This window comes from Nocardia sp. NPDC058519 (assembly GCF_042719755.1).
In the GTDB taxonomy this organism is placed as follows: Bacteria; Actinomycetota; Actinomycetes; order Mycobacteriales; family Mycobacteriaceae; genus Nocardia.
This window is the reverse complement of sequence record NZ_JBHXNK010000002.1, coordinates 312,130-333,538: the sequence shown is the minus strand read 5'-3', so window position 1 is coordinate 333,538 and position 21,409 is coordinate 312,130. Positions and strand designations below refer to the sequence as shown.

Annotated in this window: 18 protein-coding genes and 1 pseudogene; 10 read left to right on the top strand and 9 right to left on the bottom strand. The window is 68.9% G+C overall.

The window, feature by feature from the left end; all coding sequences use genetic code 11:
- Window positions 1-23 precede the first annotated feature (23 nt).
- The 3 genes from ACFWPK_RS03970 to ACFWPK_RS03960 form a co-directional block, all read right to left on the bottom strand.
- The gene (locus tag ACFWPK_RS03970; protein WP_378913040.1) at window positions 24-1,271 is read right to left on the bottom strand and encodes an RNA polymerase sigma factor; all 1,248 of its coding nucleotides are present in this window, start codon (window positions 1,269-1,271) and stop codon (window positions 24-26) included.
- Entirely contained in the window at window positions 1,268-1,621 is a 354-nt protein-coding gene (locus ACFWPK_RS03965) for a YciI family protein (protein WP_378913039.1), read from the bottom strand. The genes ACFWPK_RS03970 and ACFWPK_RS03965 overlap by 4 nt, the downstream gene beginning before the upstream one ends.
- Window positions 1,622-1,756: 135 nt before the next feature.
- Window positions 1,757-3,421, bottom strand: coding sequence for an alkaline phosphatase D family protein (locus tag ACFWPK_RS03960; protein WP_378913038.1), 1,665 nt, complete (start codon window positions 3,419-3,421; stop codon window positions 1,757-1,759).
- A 134-nt stretch (window positions 3,422-3,555) separates the two neighbouring features.
- Between ACFWPK_RS03960 and ACFWPK_RS03955 the strand changes: the two genes are divergently transcribed.
- The 6 genes from ACFWPK_RS03955 (at window position 3,556) to ACFWPK_RS03930 (ending at window position 11,078) form a co-directional block, all read left to right on the top strand.
- Entirely contained in the window at window positions 3,556-4,932 is a 1,377-nt protein-coding gene (locus ACFWPK_RS03955; RefSeq protein ID WP_378913037.1) for a replication-associated recombination protein A, read from the top strand.
- 74 nt (window positions 4,933-5,006) lie between these two features.
- Window positions 5,007-7,670, top strand: a complete 2,664-nt coding sequence (gene alaS / locus ACFWPK_RS03950; protein WP_378913036.1) for an alanine--tRNA ligase — start codon at window positions 5,007-5,009, stop codon at window positions 7,668-7,670.
- Complete coding sequence (gene ruvX, locus ACFWPK_RS03945) at window positions 7,670-8,221, top strand: Holliday junction resolvase RuvX (protein ID WP_378913035.1); 552 nt, start codon at window positions 7,670-7,672, stop codon at window positions 8,219-8,221. Before alaS ends, ruvX begins: the two co-directional genes overlap by 1 nt.
- Window positions 8,218-9,753 carry an endolytic transglycosylase MltG gene (gene mltG, locus ACFWPK_RS03940; RefSeq protein WP_378913034.1) on the top strand — a complete coding sequence of 512 codons (1,536 nt, stop codon included), beginning with the start codon at window positions 8,218-8,220 and terminating at the stop codon, window positions 9,751-9,753. The genes ruvX and mltG overlap by 4 nt, the downstream gene beginning before the upstream one ends.
- Window positions 9,746-10,558, top strand: coding sequence for a shikimate dehydrogenase (locus ACFWPK_RS03935; RefSeq protein WP_378913033.1), 813 nt, complete (start codon window positions 9,746-9,748; stop codon window positions 10,556-10,558). Before mltG ends, ACFWPK_RS03935 begins: the two co-directional genes overlap by 8 nt.
- 76 nt (window positions 10,559-10,634) lie before the next feature.
- Entirely contained in the window at window positions 10,635-11,078 is a 444-nt protein-coding gene (locus ACFWPK_RS03930; protein WP_378913032.1) for a B-4DMT family transporter, read from the top strand.
- Window positions 11,079-11,144: 66 nt separating this feature from the next.
- Here ACFWPK_RS03930 and aroB read toward each other — a convergent pair whose 3' ends face one another.
- The 4 genes and pseudogenes from aroB to ACFWPK_RS03910 form a co-directional block, all read right to left on the bottom strand.
- On the bottom strand, window positions 11,145-12,263 hold the full coding sequence (gene aroB, locus ACFWPK_RS03925; RefSeq protein ID WP_378913031.1) for a 3-dehydroquinate synthase: 1,119 nt from the start codon (window positions 12,261-12,263) through the stop codon (window positions 11,145-11,147).
- Window positions 12,264-13,111: 848 nt separating this feature from the next.
- Window positions 13,112-13,615, bottom strand: a pseudogene (locus ACFWPK_RS03920) (shikimate kinase); the annotation flags it as partial.
- Between the two features lie 98 nt (window positions 13,616-13,713).
- Window positions 13,714-14,931, bottom strand: a complete 1,218-nt coding sequence (gene aroC / locus ACFWPK_RS03915; protein ID WP_378913156.1) for a chorismate synthase — start codon at window positions 14,929-14,931, stop codon at window positions 13,714-13,716.
- A gap of 173 nt (window positions 14,932-15,104) precedes the next feature.
- Window positions 15,105-15,578 (bottom strand): prepilin peptidase, encoded by a 474-nt coding sequence (locus ACFWPK_RS03910; protein ID WP_378913030.1) that lies wholly within the window; start codon window positions 15,576-15,578, stop codon window positions 15,105-15,107.
- 160 nt (window positions 15,579-15,738) lie between these two features.
- Between ACFWPK_RS03910 and ACFWPK_RS03905 the strand changes: the two genes are divergently transcribed.
- From ACFWPK_RS03905 to ACFWPK_RS03890, 4 genes are all read left to right on the top strand, one after another.
- Window positions 15,739-16,860 carry a M24 family metallopeptidase gene (locus ACFWPK_RS03905; RefSeq protein WP_378913029.1) on the top strand — a complete coding sequence of 374 codons (1,122 nt, stop codon included), beginning with the start codon at window positions 15,739-15,741 and terminating at the stop codon, window positions 16,858-16,860.
- A gap of 64 nt (window positions 16,861-16,924) precedes the next feature.
- A complete protein-coding gene (gene efp, locus ACFWPK_RS03900) occupies window positions 16,925-17,488 on the top strand; it encodes an elongation factor P (RefSeq protein WP_067452307.1) in 564 nt (187 codons plus the stop codon).
- 2 nt (window positions 17,489-17,490) lie between these two features.
- A complete protein-coding gene (gene nusB, locus ACFWPK_RS03895; protein WP_378913028.1) occupies window positions 17,491-18,009 on the top strand; it encodes a transcription antitermination factor NusB in 519 nt (172 codons plus the stop codon).
- 2 nt (window positions 18,010-18,011) lie between these two features.
- Window positions 18,012-18,278, top strand: coding sequence for a YciI family protein (locus ACFWPK_RS03890; protein WP_378913027.1), 267 nt, complete (start codon window positions 18,012-18,014; stop codon window positions 18,276-18,278).
- Between the two features lie 70 nt (window positions 18,279-18,348).
- Here ACFWPK_RS03890 and ACFWPK_RS03885 read toward each other — a convergent pair whose 3' ends face one another.
- Both ACFWPK_RS03885 and ACFWPK_RS03880 read right to left on the bottom strand, forming a co-directional pair.
- A complete protein-coding gene (locus ACFWPK_RS03885; protein WP_378913026.1) occupies window positions 18,349-19,011 on the bottom strand; it encodes a hypothetical protein in 663 nt (220 codons plus the stop codon).
- Window positions 19,012-19,206: 195 nt separating this feature from the next.
- Window positions 19,207-21,399 (bottom strand): NERD domain-containing protein, encoded by a 2,193-nt coding sequence (locus ACFWPK_RS03880; protein WP_378913025.1) that lies wholly within the window; start codon window positions 21,397-21,399, stop codon window positions 19,207-19,209.
- Between the last annotated feature and the right edge of the window lie 10 nt (window positions 21,400-21,409).

Sequence of the window (21,409 nt, the reverse complement as noted above, 5' to 3'; positions counted from 1 at the left end):
CGATCACGGAGTGCGCCAGGTGATCAGCGGGTCAGCGCGGCGAGTTTGCCTCGCAGATGGGCACGTTCGACCGCGTTGTCGGTGAGCAGTAGCGCCGACTCGTAGGCGGCGATCGCTTCGTCGGTGCGTCCGAGATCGGTGAGGAAGGCGGCGCGGGCGGCGTCGAGATAGCCGTAGGCCGCCAGCGCCGGTTCCGCGCCGAGCGGATCGAGCAGCGCCAGCGCCTGTGCCGGATCACCGGCGAGGCCGACCGCGATGGCGTGATTGAGCCCGGCGACCGGCGACGGCGAATCGCGCAGCAACAGCCGGTAGAGGCCGATGATCTCCCGCCAGTCGGTGTCGGCCCAGGTGGGCGCCTCGTCGTGGACCGCGGCGATCGCGGCCTGCAAGGTGTACCGGTCGGTATGTGGCAGAGCGTGTTTCACCAGCGCGATGCCCTCGATGATGGCGGCGCTGTCCCAGCGGTCGCGGTCCTGGTGTTCGAGCGTGCACAGATTGCCCTCGTCGTCGACGCGCGCTGCTCGGCGGGCGTCGGTGAGCAGGATCAGCGCCAGCAGCCCGGTCACCGATGGGTCGTCGGGGACGAGCGCGTGCATCATCCTGGCCAGCTGCAGCGACCGGTCGACGAGATCCGCCCGAACCAGCACATCGCCGACGGGCGCGGTGTGGCCGGTGGTGAACAGCAGGTGGATCACCGCGCAGATGGAATCGAGCCGTTGCGGCGGCTCCCGTACCGAGGGCACCCGATACGGGATGGCCGCTACCGCGATCTTCTTCTTGGCGCGGGTGATGCGCGCGGCCATGGTCGCCTCGCTCACCAGGAAGGCGCGAGCCACCTCGGCGGTGGTGACACCGCAGACCAGCCGCAGTGTCAGCGCTACCTGCGCCTGCGGTGCGAGCGCGGGGTGGCAGCAGGTGCTGATCAGCCGCAGCCGGTCGTCGGGGATCGCCGGGTCGGCCAGGTCGGCCAGCGCCAGGTCGGCGGGGTCGGCGACCGGTTCGTCGACGACGAGCCGGGGCAGCGCACGACGGAAGGTGCCCTCGCGGCGCAGCAGGTCGAGGCCGCGGCGCCGCGCGACCGTCGTCAGCCAGGCGCCGGGTTTGGCCGGGACACCGTCGCTGGCCCAAGCGGTCAGCGCCGTCGCGTAGGCGTCCTGCACGCATTCCTCGGCGAGGTCGAAGTCGCGGACCAGCCGCACCGTCGCGGCGAGCACGAAAGCCCATTCACGACGGTGCGCCTGCTCGACGGCCGCGGCCGCCGCCGTGGTCACGACTGCGGGTAGACCTGGATCGGGCGCACTTCGACGCCACCGGTGGGGGCAGGCACCTGCGCGGCGATCGCGATCGCGGCGTCCAGGTCCGGCGCCTCGAGCAGGTAGTAGCCGCCGAGCGCTTCCTTCGCCTCGGCGAACGGCCCGTCGGTGATGACGACCTCGCCGCCCGCATCGTGGCGGATCGTGGTGGCGGTCGCGGTGGGCTGCAACGCTTGCCCGCCGAGGTTGGCGTCACCGGCGATCTGCTGGAAGGCACGATGTGCGGCGAGCATGTCATCGAACTCGGCGGGGGAGTACGCGGCGTAGGTGGATTCGTCGCCGTAGATCAGGACCAGGTACTGACTCATGACGGTGCTCCTTCGGGTGTGGGGCTGCCCGCTCGTCGGGTGGCCGTACTCACCCGACGAGCGACCGCGGGCGCGATCGACAACCCTGTCCGAAGAATTCTGCGCCGATTTCCGCGGCGCCGCGGCGAACCCCGGTCAGAGCACCGGAGCCGGCCGCGGTTCGACCCGTCCGCCCGCCGCGACGGCGAACGACGCGCCGTGCCGCACGCCGGTGGCGGGATCGGTGACGTCGGCGACGTAGAACCAGTCCATCTGTGTCTGGGACTCGGTTACCTCCAGCACGCCGAAACCGTGTGAGTCGAGCTCGGTGTAGCGCAGGTGGTGGTTGGCTGCCTTGATGGCCTCCTCCGCCGGTACCGACGCGGTGCGGGCGGGCACCCTCAGCAGGTCGCCGACGCTGGCGGAGGTGACCGACGGGATGACGAACTCCGCGCCGACCGTCGGCCCGCCCGGGTAGTTCGCGGCGTTCAACGGCAGGTCCGCGGCCCAGGATGTGTGGATGTCGCCGGTGAGGAACACGACGTCGCTCACCTCGTTGTCGGTGATCGTCCGGAACAGGGTGTCGCGGTCGGCGGTGTAGCCGTCCCACTGGTCACCGTTGACGGTGATGCCGCCCTGCGGGATACCGAGCGCCTCGGTGATCGCCTGGGTCGTTGCCGCGTCCAACGGCGGGAACACCAGCGGCGCGACCATCACCGAGTTGCCGATCAGCTTCCAGCGGGTGGGGGAGGAGGTGAGTCCGGCGGTGAGCCAATCCATCTGAGCGCGGCCGGTGATCGTGCGGGACGGGTCGTCGGCGTGGCGCCAGCCGGCGCCCGGCCCGGCCTCCTCGTCGCGGTAGCTGCGCAGATCCAGCATCGACAGTTCCGCGAGCGTGCCGAAACGCAAGCGGCGGTAGATCTGCACCTGACCGTCGGCACGGGTCGCGCGCACCGGCATCCACTCCAGGTAGGCGCGGGCAGAGGCGGCCTTGCGGTCGACCCATGGACCTTCGGTGGCCGGGTCGTGGTTCTCCGCGCCCTCGCGCCAGGAGTTGTCGGCCGATTCGTGGTCGTCCCAGGTGCAGATGAACGGCACCGCGGCGTGCAGGGCCATCAGGTCGGGATCGGTCTTGTACTGGCCGTGGCGGGTGCGGTAGTCGGTGAGGGTGAGGATCTCGTTCACCGGGTCGTGTCCGCGGACCGCGCCGTTGCGGCCGGTGTACTTCCCGCGGGCGTACTCGTAGATGTAGTCGCCGAGGTGCACGATCGCGTCGAGATCGGTGCGCGCGGCCAGGTGCCGGTAGGCGCCGAACCAGCCCGCTTCCCAGTTGGCGCAGGAGACCAGGCCCAGCCGCAGGCGGTCGACCTCGCTGTCCGGTGCGGGCGCGGTCCTGGTACGGCCGACCGGGGAGGTCTCGCCGCGCGTGGTGAAGCGGTAGAAGTAATCCTGACCGGGGGTGAGGCCGGTCACGTCGACCTTGACGGTGTGGTCGGTATCGGCCGAGGTCGTGACGGTGCCGGACGCGGCGAGCGCGCCGAAACCGGCGTCGGTGGCGATTTCCCAGCGCACCGCCGTCGCGTCGCCGATGCCCGAACCGGGGGTGGCGTCCTCGGCGACGGTGACCCTGGTCCACAAGATGACCGCGCCGGGCAGCGGATCACCGGACGCCACACCGTGCCGGAAGACCGCGCCCGCGGCATGGGCGGGTGCGGCGGTGCCCAGCACCGCGACCGCCGCAACCGCCGTGGAACCGGCGAACAGGGTGCGGCGGGCGAACCCGACCGGCTGGGAGGCTACGGCGCTGTTGTTTTCGACCACGATCAGCGATCACAGTCCACGAATCGCTCCCGCGCAAGTCCTCGCGAGAAATGTTGGTCAACTGTCCATTTTCGCGGCAGGTTCTGGTCGAAATCAGGAGCAGGGGCGAGGGCGGTTCGTGCGCTTCGCAGAACATGTCCGAGCGCCTCGGTACCCTGCACAACGTGAGCGACAGCCTTTTCGACGTGCCCGGCGAACACGCGTCCGCCGAACCCGGCGCCGATGCGGTGTTCCGTCGCGACTCGGGCGCGCCGCTCGCCGTGCGCATGCGTCCCGCGAACTTGGACGAGGTGATCGGTCAGGCGCATCTGCTCGGCCCCGGCTCGCCGCTGCGCCGGCTCGTCGAAGGCTCGGGCGCGGCATCGGTGCTGCTCTACGGCCCGCCCGGTACCGGAAAGACCACGCTGGCCTCGCTGCTCTCGCAGGCCACCGGCCGGCGGTTCGAAGCGCTGTCGGCGCTGTCGGCCGGAGTCAAGGAGGTGCGGGCGGTCATCGACCTCGCCCGGCGCCGACTCACCGCGGGCGAGCAGACCGTGCTGTTCATCGACGAGATCCACCGATTCTCCAAGACCCAGCAGGACGCGCTGCTGGCCGCCGTCGAGAACCGGGTTGTGCTGCTGGTCGGCGCGACCACCGAGAACCCCTCGTTCTCCGTCGTCTCCCCGCTGCTGTCGCGCTCGCTCGTCCTGCAACTGCAACCGCTCACCCCCGACGACATCCGCGCCGTCCTCGCCCGCGCGATCAGCGACCCGCGCGGGTTGGCCGAGGCCTGCACCGTCAGCGACGAGGCGATCGAACACATCGTCCGGATCGCCGATGGCGACGCTCGTCGCGCGCTCACCGCCTTGGAGGCCTCGGCCGAGTCCGCGACCGACGGCGCCGTCGAACTGGAAACGGTCGAGGCGACCGTCGACAAGGCTGCCGTCCGCTACGACCGTGCGGGCGACCAGCACTACGACGTGATCAGTGCCTTCATCAAGTCCATTCGCGGCTCCGATGTCGACGCGGCCGTGCACTACCTGGCGCGCATGCTCGCCGCGGGCGAAGATCCCCGCTTCATCGCGCGCCGCCTGATGATCCACGCCAGTGAGGACATCGGGATGGCCGACCCGATGGCGCTGCAGACCGCCACCGCCGCCGCGCAGGTCGTTCAACAGGTCGGCCTACCGGAATGCAAGCTCGCCTTGGCGCAGGCCACCATCCACCTCGCCACCGCCCCCAAATCCGGCGCGGTGACCACCGCCATCGGCACGGCCATGGCCGATGTCTCCCGCGGCAAGGCCGGTGCGGTTCCGCCTTACCTGCGCGACGGCCACTACGCGGGCGCCGCCCTGCTCGGCAATGCCCAGGGCTACAAGTTCCCGCACAAGTACCGCGAGGGCGTCGTGACCCAGCAATATCCGCCCGACGAATTGGTCGGCACCGACTACTACCTGCCCACCGATCACGGCAACGAACGCACGATCGCCCCGCGCCTGGAGAAGCTGCGCCGCATCATCCGCGGAAAGTAGCCGGTCAGGGGCGTGGCGCGAACCACCCCGGTCGATGAAAAACTTGGTGCACCGGCCCGGTAGGCTGGGTATTTGTGCAGACCCACGAGATTCGACGACGGTTCCTGGACCATTTCGTCCGTGCCGGACACACCGAGGTCGGAAGTGCTTCGCTGATCCTGGCCGACCCCAACCTGTTGTTCGTCAATGCGGGCATGGTCCAGTTCGTTCCGTATTTCCTGGGTCAGCAGACCCCGCCGTGGGCTACCGCGACCAGCGTGCAGAAGTGCGTGCGCACCCTCGACATCGAGAACGTCGGCATCACCACTCGCCACAACACGTTCTTCCAGATGGCGGGCAATTTCAGCTTCGGCGACTACTTCAAGCGCGAGGCCATCACCCTGGCCTGGACGTTGCTCACCGACAGTGTCGAAGACGGCGGCTACGGCTTCGATCCCGAGCGCCTGTGGGTCACCGTCTACCTCGATGACGACGAGGCCGAGCGGATGTGGCTCGAGATGGGCGTGCCCGCCGACCGCATCCAGCGCCGCGGCATGGCCGACAACTACTGGTCGATGGGCATCCCGGGTCCGTGTGGCCCGTGTTCGGAGATCTATTACGACCGCGGCCCCGAATACGGCGTCGAGGGCGGCCCCGAGGCCGACGAGGACCGCTACATCGAGATCTGGAATCTCGTGTTCATGCAGAACGAGCGTGGCGCGGGCATCTCCAAGGACAACTTCGAGATCCTGGGCCCGCTGCCCAAGCAGAACATCGACACCGGCATGGGTGTCGAGCGTGTCGCGTTCCTGCTCCAGGGCGTGGACAACGTCTACGAGACCGACCTGATGCGCCCGATCATCGACAAGGCCGAGGAACTCACCGGCCGCTCCTACGGCGTCGATCACACCGACGACGTGCGCTTCCGCGTCATCGCCGACCACGCCCGCACCGCCGCGATGCTCATCGCCGACGGCGTGAACCCCGGCAACGACGGCCGCGGTTACGTGCTGCGCCGCCTGCTGCGCCGCATCGTGCGTTCGGCACGGCTGCTCGGCGCCGAGAAGCCGGTGATGGCCGAGCTGATCAAGGTCGTCACCGAACTGATGTCGCCGTCCTACCCCGAACTGGGCACCGATTTCTCGCGCATCGAGACGGTGTCGGTCGGCGAGGAGATGGCGTTCCTCAAGACGCTCAACACCGGCGAGACCCTGTTCGACAACGCCGCCACCGCGGTGAAGTCCAAGGGCGGCAAGCAGATCACCGGTTCCGACGCGTTCGCCCTGCACGACACCTACGGCTTCCCGATCGACCTCACCCTCGAAATGGCCGCCGAGGCAGGCCTTTCCGTCGACGAGGACGGTTTCCGCTCGCTCATGGCCGAGCAGCGCAAGCGCGCCAAGGACGACGCCCAGGCCCGCAAGCACGCCCACGCCGACCTCACCGTCTACAAGGAACTGGTCGACCGCGGTGCCACCGAGTTCACCGGTTTCGACGAGCTGACCTCCGAGGCGAGCGTGCTGGCCCTGATCGTCGACGGCGTGCGGGTCCCGGTGGCGACGGCAGGCCAGAACATCGAGGTCATCCTCGATCGAAGCCCGATGTACGCCGAGTCCGGCGGTCAGATCGCCGACCGTGGCACCATCACCGCCTCGGGCCTGAAACTGCAGGTCAACGACGTGCAGAAGATCGCCAAGAAGGTCTGGGTGCACAAGGCCACCGTCGAGTCGGGTCAGATCACCGAGGGCGATGTCGTTCTCGCGCAAGCGGATCCGGCGTGGCGTCGCGGCGCCACCCAGGGACACTCCGGCACGCACATGGTGCACGCCGCGCTCCGGCAGATCTTGGGCCCCAACGCCGTGCAGGCGGGTTCGCTGAACAAGCCCGGCTACCTGCGGTTCGACTTCAACTGGCAGGGCGCGCTGTCGGAGCAGCAGAAGGCCGATATCGAGGCCGTCTCCAATGACGCCGTCGGCGCGGACTTCCCGGTGAACACCTTCGTCACCGATCTGCCCAAGGCCAAGGAAATGGGCGCGATGGCGCTGTTCGGCGAGAACTACGGCGACGAGGTGCGCGTCGTGGAGATCGGCGGACCGTTCTCGATGGAACTGTGCGGCGGCACCCACGTGGAGCACTCCTCGCAGATCGGCCCGATCACCCTGCTGGGTGAGGCCTCGATCGGTTCCGGTGTGCGTCGCGTCGAGGCCTTCGTCGGCCTCGACTCCTACAAGTACCTGGCCAAGGAGCGTGCGCTGCTGGCCGGTGTCGCGTCCTCGCTGAAGGTGCCGTCGGACGAGGTGCCCGGTCGGGTGGAGCAGCTCGTGGAGCGGCTCAAGGTGGCCGAGAAGGAACTAGAGCGCACCAAGATCGCCGCGGTGCTGTCCTCGGCGGGCACGTTCGCCGAGCAGGCCGAGCGGGTCGGTGCGGTGCGTCTGGTGGCCGCTGCGGCCCCCGAGGGCGTGTCGGCAGGCGACCTGCGGACTCTGGCCACCGATATCCGTGGCCGTCTCGGTAGCGAGGCCGCTGTCGTCGTGCTGCTCGGCAATGTCGAGGGCAAGGCGCCGTTCGTGGTGACCGTGAACAAGGCGGCCCAGGATCTCGGCTTCAAGTCCGGCGATCTGGTCGCGGCCTTCGGACCGAGTATCGCCGGGCGTGGTGGCGGCAAGCCGGAGATGGCGCAGGGCGCGGGCTCGGATCCGTCGGGCATCCCGACCGGTTTGACCGCGGTCCGCGCCCGGGTGGCTGAACTCGCCGGCTGATGACCACCCCTGGTTCGTCCAGCGAGGAATCCGCCGATCGTCCGGACCCGGCCACCGACCCTGGTCGGGGCCGCCGGATCGCCATCGACGTCGGTAGCGTGCGCATCGGGGTCGCTTCGAGCGACCCCGACGGCATTCTCGCGACCCCCGTCGAGACTGTCGCGCGCGCCAAGTCCGGTGGGCGCGCGGGGGGTCCACCCGCCGACATCGCAAGAATTGCCGACATTGTGCGGGAATACGAAGCGGTCGAGGTTATCATCGGCCTGCCACGTACCCTGCGCGGCGAAAACGGCACAGCGGCCGCCATCGCGCGCAAGTTTGCCAAGCAGTTGCGCCGGGTGATCGACCCGATTCCGATACGCCTTTCCGACGAACGTTTGACTACGGTATCTGCTGCACGTGCGCTGCGCGACAGTGGAGTTCGCGCACGTGGCCAGCGGCAGATGATCGACCAGGCGGCAGCCGTGTCGATTCTGCAAGGATGGTTGGACGAGCGGAGTTCGGTGTTGAAGGACGCAGCAGATACGGCGAGGGTCGGAGACGATGCATGACCGACCGATGGACCAGGGCCGAGGAACGCTACCGGGCACGGGAAGCTGATCGGCGCTACCCCCGCCGCGATGATTGGGGCCTGGACGCGCGCGAGGTGCGCGAAGACCAGCCGCGGCAGGCCGGGCCCGCCGGGTGGGACGACGAAGACGGCACAGACGTCATCCCACGCTACGAGGACGAGATCTACGACGAGCCCGCCCCTGAGCCGGAGCCCGAACCCGAACCGGCGCCCCCGCCGCGCCGGGTCGGGCAGCGCGCGGCGCAGTCCGGCCGCGCGTCAGCGTCCGAACGTGGTCGTGCGGCTGGGTCCGACCGCGGCCGCGCTCGCCCGTCGGGACGCGGCAAACGATCGCGGATCGCCTCACGCAAGGCGGCCGAGCGCAAACGGCGCCGCCGCAATATGTGGGCCGTCGCCGCGGTGTTCGTGGTGCTGTTCGTCTCCGCCGCGGGTTTCGCCGGGTACAAACTGATGGGCAGCCTCACCCCCGCCGAGGATTTCGCGGGCCCGCCCGGTGCCCCCGTGGTGGTTCAGGTGCACTCCGGCGACACCGCGACGCAGATCGCCGATGAGATGCACGGCAAGGGCGTGGTCGCCAGCTCCGAAGCCTTCTACGAAGCAGCCGTGCGCAATTCGGGTATGAACAGCGTCCAGCCCGGTTTCTACGCGGTCGGTGCGAAGAGTCCGGCCGTCGACGCTGTCACCGCGCTGGTGGGCGGGAAGTCCCGGGTCGGCAATGTGATCATCTCCGAGGGCCGGCTGCTGCACGACAAGCACGACGCGACCACCGGTGGTCGATACGACGGCATCTACCGCAAGATCGCCGAGGCCAGCTGCGTCGGCCCCGAGCGCAAATGCGTGACCTACGAACAGCTCGACGCCGCGGGCGCGAGTATGGACCTGACCGCACTCGGCGTGCCCGCATGGGCGACGCAGGCAGTCAAGGACTGCCCCGACCGGACACGGCAGCTGGAAGGCCTCATCGCCGCCGGGACTTGGGATTTCGATCCGAGCGGCACACCGGAACAGATCCTGCGGCAGATGGTGACCGCGAGCGTGCAGGCCTACGAAGGCACCGGCCTGCTCCAGTCGGGTGCCGACACGAAGCTGTCGCCGTACGAGACGCTCGTCGCCGCCTCGCTGGTCGAACGTGAGGCGAAACCGCAGGATATGGGCAAGGTGGCACGGGTGATCGTGAACCGGCTGCGGGTCGGTCAGATGCTGCAGTTCGACTCCACGGTGAACTACGCGCTCGACACCACCGAAGTGGCGACCACCGACGCCGACCGGGCCAGGGAAACTCCCTGGAACACCTATGCGATGGAAGGCCTGCCCAAGACGCCGATCGCCGCTCCGTCCGTGGGCGCGCTGCGCGCCATGGAGAACCCGGAGCCGGGGGCGTGGCTGTACTTCGTCACCGTCGACAAGCAGGGCACGACGAAGTTCACCGACTCCTACTCGGAGCATCTGCGGCTGGTCACGCAGGCACAGCGCAGCGGCATCCTCGATAGCTCGCGGCCCTACGGTGGCTGAGGTGCGCAAGGCGGCGGTACTCGGCAAGCCGATCGAGCACTCGCGTTCGCCACAACTGCACCTGGCGGCCTATCGGGCGCTCGGATTGCCCTGGAGCTATGAGCGCATCGAGTGCTCGGCCGAGCAGTTGCCCGGCCTGGTCGACGGGCTCGGGCCGGAATGGGTCGGGCTGTCGGTGACCATGCCGGGCAAGGAAGCGGCGCTGGCGGTGGCCGTCGAGCGCACCGAACGCGCGGTGCTGGTCGGCTCGGCCAACACCCTCGTGCGCACCGACGGCGGGTGGCGGGCGGACTGCACCGATGTCGACGGCGTCCTCGGTGCGTTGCGTGGTGGTGGGGTCTGTTCGCTCGACGAGGCCGTCGTGCTCGGGGCCGGTGGAACGGCAAGGCCCGCCTTGCTGGCGCTGTCGGAACTCGGGGCGAAGACGGTCACCGTGATCGCCCGCGATGCCGGGCGGGCGCGTAGCGCGCTGGAATTGGCCGATCGACTCGGTCTGCGCGCCACCGTCGTGCCGCTCGACGCGGAGCGGGTGCGCGCGGCGTGTGCGTCGGCCGGTGCGGTGGTCAGTACCGTGCCCGCCGAGGCGGCCGCGGCGATCGCCCCGGCGGTAGCCGTGGCACCGGTCGTGCTCGACGCCATCTACAACCCGTGGCCGACCCCGCTGGCAACGGCGGTCGTGGCCGCCGGGCACACGGTGGTCAGCGGGCTGCAGATGCTGCTGAACCAGGCATATGGGCAGGTCGAGCTGTTCACCGGGCAGCCGGCGCCGCGCGCCGCGATGGTGGCCGCGCTGGCGGGACAGTGATCGGCGGTTGCGTCGATGATCGCCCGATCCGCAGAATTGATACCGGTTCTAGTTTTCTCCCGCTAAGGTGTTGCCCATGACCGCTTGGGTGTTACGAGCCACCGTCCTCGCCGCGCTGGTTGTCGCTCTCCGCGTCTTGCTGGGCTTCGCCATGGCCTCCTGGCCCACCTACGGCACTTTTTGGCGTGCGGCCTGCCTGCTCGCGATCATCGCGGTGGCCGTCGCCTGGGGCGTACGGGACGGCCGCACGGGCGCCGACGGCCTGACGGTCCGCTGGCTGGCCGCCGGTTTCGGCGCGGGCTTGGCCAGCTCGGCAGTGTGCTGGGTCCTCGATCAGGTGCCCGGAATCGAACTCGGCGATGTCGGGATCCTCTACGAAATGACCTCGGCGGCGTCGTTCATCCTGCTGCTGGTCTTCCTGCCCTCGATGGCCGGTGTGGCCTTCGGCCATACCCGGTCTCGGCGCTCGAGCGAATCCGCTGCCCCCGCAATGGAACCAGGATTCGCCACCGCGAGCTGAGCGGGCCGTACCAGGACCGGCACTCCCCGGCATGCGCTGAGGAGTGACCGTCCGGCGGTGTGCGAGTCAGAGCATGATCGGCGACGTGCCAGGGGTGGTGTCGCGGGCGATGGCCGAGTAGGCGGCGGCCAGCAGGGACGGGTCGGGGCCTTCGAGGCGGCCGGGCTTGGCCAGCCCGTCCAGGATCACGAAACGCAGGACACCGGAACGGGTCTTCTTGTCGGTTTGCATGGCGTCCAGCAGGTGGGGGAGGGCATCGCCGTCGTAGGTGACGGGCAGGCCGACGCTTTCCAGGATGGTGCGGTGCCGATCGGCCGTGGCGTCGTCGAGCCGCCCGGCGAGGCGGCCGAGCTCGGCGGCGAAGACCAGGCCGACGGACACCGCGGCGCCGTGACGCCAGCGGTAGCGCTCGCGGCGCTCCACCGCATGGCCGAGGGTGTGGCCGTAGTTCAGGATCTCGCGCAGGTTCGATTCCTTGAGGTCGGCGGCGACCACATCGGCCTTGACCTGGATGGCGCGGCGGATCAGCTCGGGCAGCACGTCACCGGTGGGATCGAGGGCGGCCTCGGGGTCGGCTTCGATGAGATCGAGGATCACCGGGTCGGCGATGAAACCGGCCTTGATGATCTCGGCCATACCCGCCACGATCTCGTTGCGCGGCACCGTTTCCAGGGTCGCGAGGTCGACCAGCACGGCGCTGGGTTCGTGGAAGCTGCCGACGAGGTTCTTGCCCGCCTCGGTATTGATGCCGGTCTTGCCGCCGACCGCCGCGTCCACCATCGCCAGCAGCGTGGTCGGCACGTGCACGATGCGCACGCCACGCATCCAGGTGGCGGCTACGAAGCCCGCCAGGTCGGTGGCGGCGCCACCGCCCAGGCTCACGATGGCGTCGTTGCGGGTCAGCCCGATCCGGCCGAGCACCTCCCAGCAGAACCCGGCCACGGCCAGTTCCTTGCCGTCCTCGGCGTCGGGGATCTCGATGCGATGCGCGTCGATCCCGGTGTCGGCCAGTGCTTTACGCACCGCTTCGGCGGTTTCGGCGAGCGGCGGCTGATGGAAGATCGCCACGGTCCGCACGGCATTGCCCGCGTTGACCGCCTCGACGAGATCGCCGAGCAGCCCGCGGCCGATGATCACCGGGTACGGGTCGGCGGTGCGAACCTCAATGATGGACGGCTCTGTCACGTGCGCTGCTCCGATTCTTTCTGGTCATTGTTATTACGTCGCCCGCTACGCCGCCGCGGCTGTCCGCGTCGCCTGCGTTCGTTGGTACTCGTTGCGCGTTCCGCGTCACCGGGTGGCCCGGCCCGCTGAACCTGTTGCGAGGCCCCGGTCCGGGACTCCTTCGTAGGGTCCGACGTCGCCGAGCCCGAGGATTGCGCAGGCTCGCCACCACGGTTGCCCACCCGCCCCGGTGCGCCGGCTTCGCGGCTGGCTGCCCGCCTGCCTCGGCCGACGCTGCGACTGCTCGCCGGGGCGCCCGAGACCGTATTGCGCCCGCCTACCCGGTTACCAGCGGCATGGCGGCTGCCCGCCCGACCCCCGGCGGCATCGCGGGTGCCCGACTGGTTCTCGGCGTTGCCCGCACGGCCTTCCTGGTTCGTGGACCCGGCACCCGACGAGCTGTCCGTATCGCGGGCGGTAGCAGTGGTCGCCGACCGGATGCGTGCGCCTCCCCGGCGTGACCTGGTACGCCGGGACCGCCGACTGCCTGCCGTGCGCGACTCGCTCTGCGCCGCACCGGTGGTGCGAGCGGTACCGGTGGTTTCCTCGACCGTGGCCCCGTCGGCCGCGGATTGTGTTGCCGCCGAACGGTTCCGGTCTTCGACGCTGGCGCGACGCTCGGTCGCCACCACGCCCGTCTGTTCGGTGTTGCCTCGGCGCGCGGCGGCGGCGCGTGCTCTGGCCCGTCGCCGGTTCTTGGACCGGTTGCTCCCGGTGCCGGGCCTGCTGGTGACCGAACCCGAAGCCGCGGTGACATTTCCGGTGTTCGAGCGGGTGGCGTCGAGGTCGGTGCGCACCGATTCCAGGCCGAGCTTGGCCAGGATCATCCGCACCACCCGACCCGGACTTCGTCCGTCGGTGCGCACGCGCACGGTAGCGATCTCGCGGTAGAGCGGGCGACGCTCGCGCATCAGATCCCGGTACTTGGCGGCGGGGTCGACACCGTTGAGCAGCGGGCGCGTATTGCTCGCGCCGGTGCGCCGAACCCCTTCGGACACACTGATCTCCAGGTAGACGACCGTCGCGTCACGCAGCAGATCCCTGGTCCGCTCGGACAGCACCGATCCGCCGCCGAGAGAGACCACACCGTCGTGGGAGAGCACGGCGCGGCGCACCACCTCTTCTTCGATCCGGCGGAACTCCACCTCACCGTCGGTGGCGAAGATATCGGGAATGGTGCGCCCGGTATCGGCCTCGATCCCCGCGTCGGTGTCGTAGAGCGCCACCCCGAGTTCCCTGGCCAGCTTGCGCCCGATCGTCGACTTCCCCGAGCCGGGCAGCCCGACCAGCACCACCCGTGCCAGCGGTGCGATCCGGTCGTCGGTGCCGGTGTCAGGAGCACCGGGCTCGACGGTCGCCGGTGAGGGGTCCGCGTCGCTCTCCGGCGCGGTCCCCTCCTGCCCCTGCGCGGTCACGGGATACGGCTGTCCGCGGGCACGTGTGGGCGGCTGCCGATCCGCTTGACGTAACTGGTGATGTTGTCGACGGTCTCGGCGATCGAGTCACCGCCGAACTTCTCCAGCGCGGCCTGCGCCAGCACCAGTGCCACCATCGATTCCGCGACGACGGCCGCCGCGGGGACCGCGCACACGTCGGAGCGCTGGTGGATGGCGACGGCCTCTTCGCCGCTGGACATGTCGACCGTGGCCAGCGCGCGCGGCACGGTGGAGATCGGCTTCATCGCGGCACGCACCCGCAGTGCTTCGCCGTTGGTCATGCCACCTTCGAGGCCACCGGCGCGGTTGGTCGAACGCAGCACACCGTCGGGGCCGGGACGCATCTCGTCGTGGGCCAGGCTGCCGCGTCGGCGCGCGGTCTCGAACCCGTCGCCTACCTCGACACCCTTGATCGCCTGGATACCCATGAGGGCGGCGGCCAGGCGCGAATCGAGGCGCTGCTCGCCGCTGACGAACGAGCCGAGCCCGATGGGCAGCCCGTCCACGATCACCTCGACGACACCGCCGAGGGTGTCACCGTCCTTCTTCGCCGCTTCGATCTCGGCGATCATGGCCGCCTCGGCGTCGGCGTCGAACGCGCGCACGGGGCTGGCATCGATCGCGTCGAGATCGGCCGGACCCGGCGTGACACCGGTGGTGTTGGCCGCGGTACCGATCGACACCACATGCGAGATGACCTCGACGCCGAAGGCCTGACGCAGGAAGTTGCGCGCGAAGGTTCCGGCGGCGACGCGGGCCGCGGTCTCACGGGCGCTGGCCCGCTCGAGCACCGGGCGGGCGTCGTCGAAGCCGTACTTGAGCATGCCGGAGTAATCGGCGTGCCCGGGGCGCGGGCGGGTCAGCGGCGCGTTGCGCGCCATTCCCGCGAGCTCGGTCTCGTCGATCGGATCGGCCGACATCACTTCGGTCCACTTGGGCCACTCGGAGTTGGCGATCTCGATCGCGACCGGACCGCCCATGGTGCGGCCGTGGCGCACGCCACCGACCAGGGTGACCTTGTCGGCCTCGAACTTCATCCGGGCGCCGCGCCCGTAACCGAGCCGGCGGCGGGCGAGCTGTGCGGAGACATCGTCCGATGTCACCTCGACTCCGGCGACCATCCCTTCCAGGAGGGCGACGAGAGCGGGACCATGGGATTCTCCGGCAGTTATCCAGCGCAACACGCCGACCATCTTCCCATGTCGACACGTGTAGTCGGGAATGCGGGCCGACGTGACGAGCGGCACGTGGCCCCCGCGCCGGGCCGCGCGGTGGCGGCCGCCGCCCTGATCCGGCCGAACCGGCCTGCTCCGGGCGGCCGACAAAACCCCGTCACCGGGATCGTCTCGGCGCGTCGCACCGCCGGTCATGCCAACGCCATCGCGGTCACCGTGGCCAGGCACATGGCCGGACCATGCGGAACCAACCGTGGAGACGGTGCGGTACGCACCTGGCGTGAACCACGTCCGAGCACCAGCCGCAGTCGATCACCGCCGAGCATCACCACCGCGGCCGCAGCGGTGAGCAGCGGTGCGGCCACCGCGGCCCATACCCAGGCCGGTGGCCCGGCGATCGCCGCGGCGGCCCCGAGCGCCACCGCGAGCTTCACATCACCGGCCCCGAGTGCGGCGGGGGAGAGCAGATGGGCGACCAGGTACGGCATCGTCAACAGGGCGGCACCGATCACCGCGGTCGCCAATTCCCCTGTCGACAGGGCGAACACGAACACCGCGACGGCACCGATGCCGGTCAGCGCGTTGGGAAGACGACGGGCATGAATATCGATGACGCCGAGCAGCAGGCACCAGGCGATGAGGCAACAGAACGCGGCAGTGGTCATGGGTTCGATCGTGCTGCGCCGCGACGGCCGAAAGCGGGCCGTACCCGAGAATGTGGACAACTTCCGCGTATGTGAACAAAGCCGTATCCAATTGCCTACCGACACGAAATCCGGAGCATCGCGTGCCGACGTGTCGCCCGTTGAGCGGTAGCGTTGACCCATGTGTGCTGACTACACGGCTCCCGATTACGCGGCCCGGCGCGGTGCCCTGCGGAGCCTGCTGGTGGAAAACGGTGTCGACGCGTTGCTGGTGACCGATTTGGTCAACATCCGCTACCTGACCGGCTTCACCGGATCCAATGCCGTTGTGCTGGTGCATTCGTGGGATATGCGCGGCGCCGAGGACCGCACCATCATCGGCACCGACGGCCGGTATTCCGCCCAGGTGGCCGAACAGGTCCCCGACCTGCAGGCCGAGATCTGCCGAGCCACCGCGCGCCGCATACTCGAGCTGACCGGGGAATGGCAGCTGGGCCGCGTCGGCTTCGAAAGCCATGTGGTGACCGTCGATCAGCACTCCGCGTTCCGGGAACTGCGCACCGGACTGCAGCTCGTCCCCACCTCGGGCCTGGTCGAACAGTTGCGCATGGTCAAAGACCACTACGAGGTCGACCAGTTGAGCGCGGCCTGCGCGGCCGCCGACGCGGGCCTTGCCACCCTGCTCGAGCGCGGCCTGCTGCGTCCGGGCCGCACCGAACGACAGGTTGCCCGCGACCTCGAATGGGCGATGTTCGAACACGGTGCCGAGGCGATCTCCTTCGAGACGATCGTCGCGGCGGGAGCCAATTCGGCGATCCCGCATCACCGCCCGACCGGCGCCGTCCTGGCCACCGGCGACTTCGTGAAGTTCGATTTCGGCGCGGTGGTCAACGGCTACCACTCCGATATGACCCGCACGCTGATGCTGGGTACCCCCGCCGACTGGCAGCGGGAGATCTACGAACTGGTCGCCCGGTCGCAACGCGCGGGAACCGAGGCGCTCAAACCGGGCGCGCAGACCAGCGAGGTCGACGCGGCGGCCCGGATGATCATCGAAGCGGCGGGGTACGGCCCGCAGTTCGTGCACGGTCTCGGTCACGGCGTCGGGCTGCAGATCCATGAAGCACCCGGAGTGGCGAAAACGAGTACCGGTACACTTCTCGCTGGTGTGGCGGTGACCGTCGAACCTGGTGTATACCTTCCCGGCCGCGGCGGGGTCCGGATCGAGGACACGCTCGTAGTACGCGAAGCGGGCCCGGAACTGCTCACCCGCACCAGCAAGGACTTGATCGTCGTCGACTGACGTCGGCGCGCAGAACGCAGTAACCCCCAGTACGCAGTAATACGAACGAGGAGATCCGAGGACAGTGGCGGACACCAGCGACTTCAAGAACGGCCTTGTGCTGAAGATCGACGGTCAGCTCCAGCAGATCATCGAATTCCAGCACGTGAAGCCGGGCAAAGGCCCCGCGTTCGTGCGGACCAAGCTGAAGAACGTCGTGTCCGGCAAGGTCGTCGACAAGACCTTCAACGCGGGTGTCAAGGTCGAGACCGCGACCGTCGACCGTCGCGACATGACCTACCTGTACCACGACGGCACCGACTACATCTTCATGGACGGTGACACCTACGACCAGATCTCCATCCCGGAGGCCACCATCGGTGACGGTGCCCGCTTCCTGCTGGAGAACATGGGCGTGCAGGTCGCCGTGCACGAGGACGCGCCGCTGTTCGTGGAGCTCCCCGTGACCATCGAGCTGGTTGTGCAGCACACCGACATCGGTCTGCAGGGCGACCGTTCCACCGGTGGCACCAAGCCCGCCACCCTGGAAACCGGCGCCGAGGTGGCCGTCCCGCTGTTCATCAACACCGGTGACAAGCTGAAAATCGACTCGCGCGACGGCAGCTACCTCGGCCGCGTCAACGGCTGATCGTGACCGACTCCCCGGCAGACAAGAAGGGCTCGTTCAAGAAGCTCGGCGCGCGTCACAAGGCGCGCCGCCGGGCCGTGGACCTGCTGTTCGAGGCGGAGGCGCGCGATGTCGACGTCTCCGTGCTGCTCTCGGATCGCGCTGAGCTCGCGACCCGCGACCAGAGCGTGGCCCCCGTGCACGCCTACACCACCACCCTCGTCGAGGGCGTCGCCGACGACCTCGACCGGGTCGACGGCACCATCGAGGGCTACCTCCAGGACTGGACCCTGCAGCGGCTGCCCGCCGTCGACCGGGCCATCCTGCGGATCGCGGTGTGGGAACTGTTCCACGCCACCGACGTCCCCCCGGTCGTCGCGGTCGACGAGGCCGTCGAGCTGGCCAAGGAACTGTCCACCGATGACTCCCCGTCGTTCGTGAACGGCGTGCTCGGCCAGGTCGTGCAGGTGGCACCGCAGGTTCGCGCCGCCGCGGCAGCCACGGCCGCCACGAAGGCCGCGCGCGGCGAGGCGGAGTCCTGACCGTGGCGCGCAAGTACCTCGTGATGGCCATGCGCACCCCGAAGTTCGACGCCTCGGTGATCGAACCGCACCGCACCTTCCTGCAGGAGCTGCTCGTGCAAGGCCGACTCCAGGAAAGCGGCGGCTTCACCGACGGCACCGGTGGTGCCTACGTTGTGCTGGCCGAAAGCCATGCTGCCGCAACAGCGCTGGTGCACACCGATCCGCTGCACATCACCGGCGCGTCGGACCTGACGATCCACGAATGGGAAATCACCGTCTCGGCGTGAATCCCGTTGTCACAGCCGCACGTTCATTGCGAACGTGCGGCTGTTGTGTCTGTGGGGCTCGCCTGGTCGGTTAGATCTTGTGCAGGCAGAACGAGACCGCCGGCGAGGTGTGGGTCACCGCTTTCGTCTCGCGAAACTGCTTGCTTGCTGCGTTGCAGACGTTCGGGTCAGTGACTTCGACACGAGTATTGACCTCGAATGCCCCTGCGCCACAGGGAATTTTGCGCATGCGGTGGAGATGGAGGTTGACGTTGCCCGGATCGTTGACACACTCACCGACTTTCGCGTTGAGGTGAGTGCACAGGTGCTTCATCGGGCTGCTGGTGTACTTCCGGTGACTCCGGGAGAAATCCATGTCACCCGTCGCGCATTTCTGCGTACTCCACGCGCTGGTGATGATCAGCACCGCGTCGGAGTCGGTACATGCCCGTCGATGGAAGTCCCAGCCACCTCGTGTCGGATCGGTGTAGTACCCGCAATCGCCGGTCCGCTCCGTATCCGATGGCGGCGAGATCAGACTCCAGGCCACCAAGCCGACGGCGCTGATCGGCACGATCGCCGCCAGCGCGAGGAGAACCCACTTACGTTTGCCGCCGAACAAGCGCGCATGGCGCGCCTGTTGCTCCCGATAGCCCGGCCGCTTACGACGACCGCGGGGCGGTCGCCACTGATCGTTCGGCCCCGGCGGCGGTTGCCCGGTCTGGTGCCCCTGCGGGACGTTCGGCTGTTCCACCCCGCCAGCTTGCCACTGCCGCAATCGAACTCGCACATCACGGCAGTGGAGTGCGGATGTGATCCCGACGGCCTCCGCCGATGGGTGTACGAGGAAACCGGCGGAGGCGCGACCGGCGCTGGGTAGGCGCGGTGTCGGGTGTGCGCTGGGCACGAGGTGATCTTGCTACCTCGAGTGCACTCGAGGTCAAGTGGTTCAGCGGGGAGAGTGGACCAACGGGGCGAGGAAGCCGGTGAGCTGGGCTGTCGAAGGTTGGCCGAGGCGGCGGCCGAGGTAGTCGGGGGCGTCGGCGGCGGCTCGGCAACGATCCTGATCGGTGTTCGACGGGTTGGCGGAATAGCGTTCGCCGAGCATGGTCGCCTTGGCGACCTCGCGTCCGGTGTGGAGTTCGTAGACGGCGACCTCGTAGGTCGCGCGGAAGAGGTTGACGGTGCGCCCTATCGGTGCGCCGGAGGAGGGACCGTACTGGCAGGTCTGGACGAGCTCGCGCAGTTCCAGCTGCTTCATGCAGGCGATGAGCTGCACGGTCGACGGGTCGTCCGGGTTCCACGCGGTCGGATCGTCGGGGTGGACCATGGTCGTGAGTTCACCGGACAGATAGATCGGCCGTGCGCCGTCGCGCTGATAGGGCGCGGCATTCGGGAACGGTTTCTTGTCCTCGCCACACATCCGGTCGAAGTCCGACATCTCGAATCGGCTCGCCTGCACCGCCGTGATCGCGAAGAACCCGGCCCCGAACAGCGCGATGAACAGCACCAACGCGACACCGGGCCCCACGCGCAGACCCCGCCTCGGTGCGCTGCGCTCCCGAACGGGGCGATTGTGCCACTGTTCGATCAGCGACGGACCGTTCCCCCGACGCCACGACCGCCACCTCTCCGACAACGTCGGTTGCCGCGGAGCCCGGTCACTTTCGACCCAATCGGACCAGTGCTCCGGGTTCTTCTGGGGCGCTTCGGGTTCCGCGGAATGGTACGAGGGCGCGACAGCGGGGGTGCCGCTCGCTGTCGAGGGGGTACTCCACGATCCGGTCCGGCCGGTCGACCCTGCGGCACCGACGGCGGCAGCGGCACCCAGTGCGGCAGCGGTGCCGACCGCTGCGCCCACCGCGGGACCCGAGCCGACCTTCGGACCTGCGTCGGTGCCGACCGGGGTGCCCGTGGCGGCAATCTCGTCGTCCGGTGTGGGTTCGTGCCGGTGCTCCGAACTCTCACTCGCAGTGTGTTCGGTGCCATCGACCACCGGATCAACGGTCGCGCCTGATTCGGTTCGAGCGACGGACTTACTCAGCGAGACAACACTTTCGCTGTGCGAGGTCGTGTCCTCTCCGGCCGTCTCGCGCTCAGGGCGCTCGTCAGGTGACAGATCTTCTTCGGTAACTTCGGCAGCGGGAGCCTCGTTCGTCGCAGGTTCAGCGGATTCGGGCGTCGGCTGTTCGACCGCTGGGGCAGATGCCGCCACCTCGTTCGACTCCTCGGCCTGCGTGCCGGTGAATTCTTCTCTCGGAGACGGGGATTGCGCCGCTTCTTCGGAACGGGTCGGTGTCACTGACTCCTCGGGGTGAGCCGACGTAGGGGTTCGATGGGCGAGCCTGTCGATCGCGGCGAGAAAAGGGGGCGTGGCGGCTTGGATGACCCGTGCCGAACTGACCGGCGCCGCAGCCGAATTCGCTGCGGTGGCGGACTCTTCTGTCTCCGAAGGAGAGTCGAGCTCCACGGCGGTCGGCGCAGCGGGCCGGGACTTGGTCGCCGGGTCGAGAACGGCCGGAAAACCCTGTGCCATCAGCGCATCAGGGGCGGGCAGCAGATGGCCCAGGTTCAGCGCGGCGAACACCCGGGTGACGTCATCGACACTGAGCCGGACAGTGCGCCCGCTCTCCGCCTGGAAGTAGTCGTGCAGTGCGCCGACGTCATCACGATCGATCAGCACCGCACGGTACCCGTCGGCGATTCTGCTTTCCTCGATGGTGATCTCGGCACCGGGCTGGGAGACCAGCGCGATCACCGCGTTCACCCAGCCGAAGATCCCGGACTGCTGCAGCAAGCTCTTGGCGGCGAACACCTGCCGGCGCACCTGGACGAACGGGTTCGGTACCCGGACGGCGTGATAGAGCGCGGCCGGTTCGCCGTCGATGGTCCACGGCCCGTTCGGCGGGGTGGCGAGGGTGCCTTCCTGGCGGGCGGTGAACCCCTTCACCTCCACGATGGTCACGCTCTGCGGTGTGCACACCAGCGCGTCGACCTCGACCGACCCGCCCCGGCTCTCCGGCACATGGCAGCGGAACACGGCGACGCCGCCCGCCTGAAACGCCTGGTCACGGAGGGCAGCGCCGACGATTTGTTCGGCGCCTTCGAGTTCGCTCTCGTCCGCGACAACGACGATCACCACGACCCCCTGT